Origin of the sequence: Streptomyces sp. NPDC051662, assembly GCF_040681655.1 — a bacterium.
Classification (GTDB): Bacteria; Actinomycetota; Actinomycetes; order Streptomycetales; family Streptomycetaceae; genus Streptomyces.
Genome location: NZ_JBFAZD010000058.1, coordinates 1 through 9056, shown reverse-complemented (window position 1 = coordinate 9056; position 9056 = coordinate 1). Strand labels below are relative to the sequence as shown.

Annotated in this window: 5 protein-coding genes and 1 pseudogene; all 6 read left to right on the top strand. The window is 70.1% G+C overall.

Features of this window, described 5'->3' with window-relative positions:
- Positions 1-124: 124 nt before the first annotated feature.
- Positions 125-259: pseudogene (locus AB0M67_RS41360) on the top strand (YjbQ family protein); the annotation flags it as partial.
- A 231-nt stretch (positions 260-490) separates the two neighbouring features.
- Entirely contained in the window at positions 491-1861 is a 1371-nt protein-coding gene (locus AB0M67_RS41355; RefSeq protein WP_365753353.1) for a monooxygenase, read from the top strand.
- A 43-nt stretch (positions 1862-1904) separates the two neighbouring features.
- Entirely contained in the window at positions 1905-2333 is a 429-nt protein-coding gene (locus tag AB0M67_RS41350) for a nuclear transport factor 2 family protein (protein ID WP_365753351.1), read from the top strand.
- Between the two features lie 49 nt (positions 2334-2382).
- Positions 2383-3228: an LLM class F420-dependent oxidoreductase gene (locus AB0M67_RS41345; RefSeq protein ID WP_365753350.1), complete on the top strand. Its 846-nt coding sequence runs from the start codon at positions 2383-2385 to the stop codon at positions 3226-3228.
- A 453-nt stretch (positions 3229-3681) separates the two neighbouring features.
- Positions 3682-5727, top strand: coding sequence for an AfsR/SARP family transcriptional regulator (locus AB0M67_RS41340; RefSeq protein WP_365753349.1), 2046 nt, complete (start codon positions 3682-3684; stop codon positions 5725-5727).
- A gap of 83 nt (positions 5728-5810) precedes the next feature.
- On the top strand, positions 5811-9056 hold a 3246-nt coding region (locus AB0M67_RS41335), incomplete at its 3' end, for a beta-ketoacyl synthase N-terminal-like domain-containing protein (protein ID WP_365753348.1).

The following is a 9056-nucleotide window of genomic DNA, read 5'->3' as shown; positions in this document are numbered from 1 at the left end:
CGCTCGCCGCGTTGTCGGATCACCCCAGTACGTCCAGTACTGGGGAGACCCTCCGCCTTGCGATCGCACGCACCGGACGCCGCCGGGCCCGCCCTGCGGGCGGACGGCGCTACTTTCGCAACACGCCCTAGTCCCCCCGCACGCGACGCTGCCGGTGATCGGCGGCCGGCTGGAGCTGGGCACCTGGCAGTCCGTCTGTCTGGTCGATACGAAAAGGGACAATCCGAACCGTCAGGTCCGGCTGAGCTTCCTCGGCTGAGCCGGGGAGCGCCCCGGCAGAGTCGGGGAGCGGTCGCTCGTCACCGATGGTCATGCGGGAGCTGTGCGCGATTCAGGGCCGGAATCGCATGGGCCGCGGCGAGAAGTTCTGTTGTCCGTGGGGGGATTGAGCAATCACGGAGGCGAAGTCCCCGACGCCTCGACGCAGACTCACCAGGAGACCCGGTGATCCAGGAGATCACGGACTTCTCATGAAGGTGGGTGCGTAGGCGTGCTTGCTAGGCATGCGGTCGTCATCGGAGGCTCCATAGCCGGCCTCACCGCCGCTGGCACGCTGGCCAGCAGGTTCGAGAGAGTGACCGTCCTTGACCGGGACGAGCTGCCCTCCGACGCGCGGAACCGGAAGGGCGTGCCGCAGGCCCGTCACGGCCATGCCCTGCTCATCGGCGGTCGGCTGGCGCTTGAGAAGGTGTTTCCCGGACTCACCGCCGAGTTGACCGCGAGCGGCGCGGTCCCGTGGGACCCCGGGAACGACCTCATGTTCCACCAGATGGGTGCCTTCCGTATCCCGTACCCCACGGGAATGCTCGGTGTCAGTGTGACCCGTGCCTTTCTGGAGTTCTCGCTGCGACGGCGGGTGAGCGCGCTGCCCAACGCCGAGCTGCGGGGCGGTACTTCGGTCACCGGCGTCACCGGGGTCACCGGTCAGGTCACCGGTGTGGAGCTCGACACGGGCGAGGTGATCTCCGCCGATCTGGTCGTCGATGCCACCGGGCGGAGCGACCGGGGGGACCGCTGGCTCGAACACGTCGGCTGCCCCGCCCCCGAGGTCGACACCGTGAAGATCGACGTCGGCTATACCAGCCGTCTGCTGCACCGACTCCCTGGTGACCAACTGACCGAGCAGGGCGGTCTGATCTATCTGATGGCCTCGATCTCACCGAACGACAAGCGGGCCGCGGCGGCCTTCGCCGTGGAGGGAGACCGCTGGCTCGTCACTCTGGGGGGCTGGCACCGCACCTACGCGCCCACCGACCCCGCCGGGTTCGCGAAGTTCGCCGCCGGTCTGCCGGTCTCCCATATGTCCGATCTGCTGGCCCGGTCCGAGCCGGTGGACGACGGCGACGCGGTGCGCTACACGTACCCCCATGCCCGTCGGCGCTTCTTCGAGCGGCTGAGCCAGCCGCCGGCGGGCTATGTGGCGATCGGCGACGCCGTGTGCAGCTTCAATCCGCTGTACGGCCAGGGCATGACCGTGGCCATCCTGGAGGCGCTCGAACTCGGTGAGTGCCTCGACCGCGTCGGCGGGCCGACCGCCATGATGACGCGCACCTACTTCCGGGCGGTGGGCAAGCTTGTCGACATGCCGTGGCGGATCGCGACCGCGGGTGACTTCATCTTCCCGGAAACGGTGGGTCCGAAGGCGTTCGGCACCGACCTCGCCAACTGGTACGTGGGTCAGGTCACCCGCGCCAGTCACACGTCGGTGGATGTGCACCGCGTGATGCTGGAGGTCCAGCAGATGCTGGCCCCGCCGTCCGCGCTCATGCGGCCGACCGTGATCGCCCGTTCGCTGCGCGCCGCCCGCAGATCGCCTGCCGTCCGCGCGGCGGCCTCCCCCGTCGGGAGTGCCGTGCCGTAGCCCGGGACCGCCGGGCACGGGAGAAAACCATGTATCACCGGAAATGATGGAGGAAGAAATGCCGGAGCAGCCTGTCGACACGGTGAAGCGCGTTTACGCGGGCCTGACCGCTTTCGATATCGAGATGGTTCTCGGGACCTGTGATCCCGAGGTCGAGATGATCGCCCCGAAGTCGCTGCCGTGGTCGCACGGCGAATACAAGGGGCTCGACGGAGCCGCCGCGTACTTCGCCAGTGCTCTGGGCCATCTGGATCAGGCCAAGTTCGAAGTGGAACAGTACCTTCCGTCCGGTGACTGGGTCGCCGCACTCGGTTGGTGGAGCGGACGGTTCAAGGAGTCGGGAAACGAATTCAACGTGCGCTTCGTGCACTTCTGGGTCATCCGTGACGAGAAGATCGTCCGAGCCGAGGGAATTTCCGACACGGTACCGATCGCGACCGCCGGCGGAACGCTCGTACCCGCCGCCGGCTGATCGGGCCCATGGCCTTGCTGACCGGTACGACTCGATGTGGGGAGAGCGTGTGAAGTTCGGTGTGTCGGCCCTGGTGACCGACGAGGGAATCGGGCCCGCGGAATTGGGCCGAGCCCTGGAGGAACGCGGATTTGAGTCGCTGTTCGTCGGCGAGCACACCCACATTCCGGTGAAGCGGGAGACCCCGTGGCCGGGCGGTGGGGAACTGGGCCGGGATCTCTACCGCACCCTGGACCCCGTCGTGTCGCTCACCGCGGCGGCGGTGGCCACGGAGCGGCTGATCGTGGGCGGTGGGGTGTTCCAGGTCACCCAGCGCGATCCGATCACCCTGGCCAAGGAGATCGCCTCGCTCGATCTCGTGTCGGGTGGCCGCGCGGCCGTGGGTGTCGGTGCGGGCTGGAACCGCGAGGAGATCCGCAATCACGGTACCGACCCGAGGACGCGTATGGCGCTGCTGCGCGAGCGCGTACTCGCCATGAAGGCCCTCTGGACCCAGGAGGAGGCGGAGTTCCACGGTGACTTCGTCTCCTTCGACCCGGTGTTCTCCTGGCCCAAGCCGGTACAGCGTCCGCATCCGCCGGTCATGGTCGGGGGCAACCATCCCGCGGCCGTCGAGCGTGTCCTGGACTTCGGTGACGACTGGGGGCTCATCTGGCTGCCGATGATGCTTGAGGGGGAAGGCAATCTCGGGGATCTCGTGGCCGACTTCCGACGGCGTGCGCAGGAGCGGGGCCGTGGCTACATTCCGGTGACGGCGTACCAAGTGCCTTCGGACGCACGGGTGGTCGAGTCGATCGTAGCGGCGGGCGCGGACCGGATCCTCTTCACCTTGGACACCGCTCCGGAGGCGGACACACTGCGCAGCCTCGACGCGATGTCGCGGCTGATCGGGTAACGGCCGCGGCCGTCGTATCCCGACCCTTCGCGCGCCCCGGGGCGCGAGGGCGGTGGGCACGGGCCCGCCGGTGATCAGGTGAGCGCTGACGCCACTTGGTGACCGGGGGCCCGTGCCCACCGCTGTTCCCCGCCGCTGCCCGTTCCCAGCCGCCGCTGTTCCCCGCCGCTGCCACGACTCGTCCGGTGCCGGGGATCCTCGCGGTGTGGCCCCCTTGCGCGCGGACGTGTGCGTTGAGCAATGTCAGCGGTGACAGGTGTTTGAGCGATGGCTACGTTGTTCTCATCCACGGGACGTCAGTGGTTACCGTGTCCCATCGTGACAGTTGTGGACGGAACGGAGCTCCATCGAAGGCGAAAGACGGACGGGGCGGGACCTAGCTCCTCACCCCGTGAGCCAGAGCGCTGCAAAGGGTTGCCGGGAGGCCGGCGGTCGTGTTCGACGAGGGGGAACGTGCGGCTGGAACTGTTGGGGTCAGTGAGGGCGTGGTGCGACGGGGCGGAAGTCCTGCTCGGGCCACCGAAGCAGCGTGCGGTGGTCGGAGTCCTCGCGAGCCGCGTCAACGAGATCGTGGGCGTCGAGGAGATCGTCGACGCGGTGTGGGGCAGCGCTGTTCCGCAGACCGCGGTCAACGGTGTGCACACCTACGTCGCTGGTCTGCGCAGAGCGCTCGAACCCGGCCGCGGACGCCGAGCCTCCGGCGGTGTGCTCACCTCCTCCGGGGGCGGATACGCCCTGTGCCTCGACCCCGATCACGTCGACGTCGCGCTGTTCGAGCGGCACCACGCGGCGGCCCGGCGCCTGCACGGCCAGGGCCAACCCCAGGAAGCGCTGAGGGAGTTCGATGCGGCGCTGGGGTTATGGCGGGGCGACGCCCACGCCTACGCCAACGTCCCCGGGCCGTTCGCCGCGATGGAGCGCACCCGGCTCGCGGAGCTGCGCCTGACCGCCGTCGAGGAGTGGGCCGCCGACATGCTCGCCGTGGGCCGGCACGCCGAGGCCGTTCCCATGCTCTCCAACCTGGTCGCCAGGGAACCGCTGCGGGAACGACTGCGCTGGTTCCTGATGCTGAGCCTGTACCGCGGCGGACGCCGGGCGCACGCACTCGGGGTGTACCGGGAGACCCGACGCCTGCTCAGTGAGGAACTGGGCCTGGAACCGGGCACCGAACTGCAGTCCCTGCACGCCCAGATCCTCGCCGGACACCCGGACCTCGTCTCGTGTGTGACGGACATCGCGGCCATCCGCGAGGGCCGTCAGACAGCGGCCCCCGCCAAGGCCGCGCCCGCCGACCCGGTACCGGCCGTGCGCCCTGCTCAACTCCCCTACAGCGCACGCGGGTTCGTCGGACGCACGAAGGAGCTGGCGCAGCTGGAGGCCCTCACCGCGCAGGGCGGCGGGCGGCCCGAGATGCGCCCGACGCTGGTGGTCGTCGAAGGAGCCCCGGGCGTCGGCAAGTCGACACTCGCGCTGCACGCGGCGCGACAGCTCGGCGACCGGTTCCCCGACGGCCAGCTCTATGTGGACATGTACGGTGCGGCCTCGCGGCAGAGAACGCTGAGCGCCATGGACGCCCTGGCACAACTGCTGGGCAGTCTGGGGGTGGCGAAGTCACGTCTCCCCGACGACCTCGCCGGACGCGCGACGCTGTACCGCAGCCTGCTCCACGGCAAGCGGGTGCTCGTGGTGCTGGACGACGCCGTCAACGCGGAGCAGGTACGACCGCTCATCCCGAGCGGGCAGGCGTGTGTGCTGGTCACCAGTCGGCGGGTGCAACGCGGACTGGTGGTGAGGGACGGTGCGTACCGCATCGCGCTCAAACCCCTGTCGTCCGCCGAGTCCGTACGGCTGATCACCTATCTGATCGGTGCGGGGCGGGTCGAGGGACAGTGGGAGGCCGCCGCCCGGCTCGCCGAGATGTGCGGGCGTCTTCCGCTGGCGCTGCGGATCGCCGCCGAGGGGCTGGCCGAGCATCCCCGGCTGACCTTGGCCGACATGGCGCAGCAGCACGCCGCGGAGGAGGGCCGCCTCGACCGTCTCGCCGTCGAGGACGATGTGGCGGCGAGTCTCCGGGCCGCGTACGCCGTGGCGTACGACGCTCTCCCGGCGGACGCGGCTCGGCTCTTCCGTCTTCTCGGGCTCTACCAGGGCGAGATGATCACTCCCGCCATCGCCGCCGCACTGATGGGCTGCGACCTCGTGCACGCGGAGCAGGTGCTGGGCGTGCTCGCCGACTGCCATCTGCTGGAGGAGGCCGGCGAGGGGATGTACCGCTTCCACAATCTCCTGGGCATTTACGCGGCCGAGTGCGCGGAGCAGGAGCCCGCGCAGCACAGGACGGCCGCCCGGGCGCGATTGCTGGACGCCGGACAATTCGTCCCGAATTTAACGCGGTCCTCGGTACTGCCCTATCCGGAGCCGGTGTTGATCGGGGCGGCCGTGTGCGGGCGGTCTCCGTATCGCGGTATTGACAAAACCCCCACGCGCAAAGCCGAGTAGAGCAATATCGGAGGTGCGTATCCAGGCGGCCTCTGCGAAAGTTTCCACCACGGTCAGGTGCTCGTGTACAGGGGGTATGCGCCATGCGCGGTGGTCCAGGGCGACGAGTGGATTCCACGCACTCCGCCGATGCGGAAGCCCCGAGTGGAAAAGGCGCGGAGCACGGAGTTCCAGGCGATTCGATCGCCGTCATCGGATGGTCCTGCCGACTTCCGGGAGCAGCGGACCCCGAGGCCTTCTGGCGGCTGCTCGCCGATGGGGCGAGTGCCGTCTCCGAAATGCCGGAGGGGCGGATTCTGCCGCCCCTTTCGGTGCATGACTCCTCTTCGGGCCCGGGGCGCGCGACACCCACCGGGGGTTTTATCGAGCAGGTCGACAGATTTGACGCCGATTTCTTCGGTATTTCTCCGGCGGAGGCGGCGGCGACCGATCCGCAACAACGGCTGATGCTGGAGCTCGCCTGGGAGTGTGTCGAGGACGCCCGGATCTCTCCCGCCGCACTCGAAGGCAGCGGCACGGGCGTCTTCGTGGGCGCCATGGCGGACGACTTCGCGAAACTGAGGGGCCGCCTGGGAGCGGACCGGATGACCCGGCACACCCTCGGCGGGACGCAGCGCGGCCTCCTCGCCAACCGTGTCTCCCATACCTTGGGACTGCGCGGTCCCAGCCTCGCCGTCGACACCGGCCAGTCCTCCTCCCTCGTCGCCGTGCACCTGGCGTGCGAGAGCCTGCGCAGGGGCGAGTCCGCGATGGCCCTCGCGGCCGGAGTCCACCTCATCGTCGATCCGGACAGCACCGTCTGCGTCGAGAAGTTCGGCGCGCTCTCACCGGACGGCCGCTGCTTCACCTTCGACGCGCGCGCCAACGGATACGTCCGTGGTGAGGGCGGCGTGGTCGTCCTGCTGAAACCACTGTCCCGCGCGTTGGCGGACGGTGACCCGGTGCACTGTGTCATCCGGGGCAGTGCGACGAACAACGACGGTGACACCGACGGCAGCCTGGCCGTACCGAGTGCCGCGGGTCAGGAGGCGGTACTGCGGCGTGCCTGCGAGCACGCCGGTGTCGCCCCGGACACCGTGCAGTACGTCGAACTGCACGGCACCGGCACAGCGGTGGGCGACCCGATCGAGGCGGCGGCCCTGGGCGCCGCCTACGGCAGCACGAGGGGCCGGGGGAACCCGCTGCTGGTGGGCTCGGCCAAGACCAACATCGGCCATCTGGAGGGCGCGGCGGGCATCACCGGTCTGCTGAAGGCGGGGCTCTGTATCGAGCACCGCCAGGTGCCCGCCAGTCTGAACTTCGAGACTCCCCATCCGAGCATTCCGCTCGACACCCTCCGCCTGAGCGTCGTCACCGGTCTCTCCTCCTGGCCGCGCGACGAGCACCCGCTGTACGCGGGCGTCAGCTCCTTCGGTATGGGCGGCACCAACGCCCACGTCGTCCTGGCGGAGGCACCGGTGTCCGGCCACACTGACACGGCCGGACCCCGCGACACGTCCCCGTCGGCGAGTCTCCGAGGCCCGCTGCCCTGGGTGATCTCCGGACGCGATGCCCCGGACATCGGCGAACAGGCCGCTCGGCTCAAGGAGTTCGTCGAGAACAACCCCGGACTGAGCCCGGTCGACACCGGCTTCTCGCTGGCGACCACTCGGGCGCGTCATCCGCACCGGGCGGTCGTCGTCGCTTCCGGCGAGGACGACTTCCTCGCGGGTCTTGACGCCCTCGCGCGGGGCACGCGCTCCGCCCGTACGGTGCTGGGTCCTGCCGTCGGCCCGGCGGCCGGAACCGCAACGACCGCCTTCATGTTCTCGGGCCAGGGCGCGCAACGGCTCGGCGCCGGACGCGAACTGTACGAGACCTACCCGGCGTTCGCGGAAGCCTTCGACGAGATCCACGCCCACTTCGACGGTCTGCTCGACCGGCCGCTGCGGGACGTGCTGTGGGCCGCGCCCGGCACCGCGGAGGCCGCCCTGCTCGACCGGACCGCCTACACTCAGCCGGCGCTCTTCGCCGTGTCGGTGGCGCTGTTCCGGCTGTTCGCGCACTGGGGCGTGACGCCCGGTCAGCTGATCGGCCACTCCATCGGCGAACTCGCCGCCGCGCACGCCGCCGGTGTGCTGTCCCTGCCCGACGCCTGTGTGCTGGTCGCGGCACGCGGAGCGCTGATGGACCGACTGCCCGAGGGCGGCGCGATGGCCGCCGTCCAGGCGGGGGTCGACGAGGTCGAGCCGCTGCTGCGAGGGACCGGGGTCTCGATCGCCGCCGTCAACGGCCCTGGTTCCGCGGTCGTCTCCGGCGATGGGGAAGCCGTCGCCGCCGTCGTGGCGCACTGGGCCTCCCGTGGCCGCAAGACCAGCCGGCTCACGGTGAGCCACGCGTTCCACTCGGCCCGGATGGAGCCGATGCTGGACGCCTTCAGGGCGGTCGCCGACGGCCTGACCTTCCACGCCCCCGCGATCCCGGTGATCTCGAATGTGACCGGTCGGGTGGCCGACGGCATCGACACCCCGGACCACTGGGTCCGGCAGATACGCGGGACCGTGCGCTTCCACGACGGTCTGCTGACGCTCCGCGACACGGGCTGCACCACCTATCTCGAACTCGGGCCGGACGCGGTACTCGCGCCCCTGGCGCGTGACGCCCTCTCCGATCAGCGAGGCGCGGTGTGCGTTCCCGCCCTGCGCGGCGGCAGACCGGAACCCGCCTCCGTCGTCAGCGCGTTGGCCACCGCGCACTCCCAAGGCTGTGATGTGGACTGGGCGGCCGTGTTCCCGGGCGGCCGGCGGATTGCCCTGCCCGGCTACGCGTTCCGGCGTCGCAGCCACTGGCCGGTCGACGGGCCTGAGCCCGTACGGTCCGGGGCCGTACCGGAGAAGGCGGTGGGAACCCCTCCGCCGGCGCCAACTCCGCCCGCTCCGCCCGTGCCTGCCGAGCCGGCGCCCGAGGGCCCGGCGACCTCCGCCGCGCCCCGCACCCAGGGTGTCCGGGACCGCCGCCGGCTCATGAGCCTCGTGCGGGACACGGTCGCGATGGTCCTGGGCTACGGCACCGACGACACCGTTGTCACCACGCGCAGCTTCAAGGAGCTGGGCTTCGACTCACTGAGCGCGGTGGAGTTCCGCGACCGGCTCGGCGCCGAGTTGGACGTACGTCTCTCACCGACCCTCACATTCGACCACCCGACCCCCGCGGCCGTCGTCGCGCATCTCCACTCCCTGCTGACGGGGACGGGGTCGGTGGAGCTTCATAGGGTTGAGCGGCGGCTTTGTGAGGTTGAGGGGCGTGTGCATGAGCCGGTGGCGGTGGTGGGTATGGGGTGTCGTTTTCCG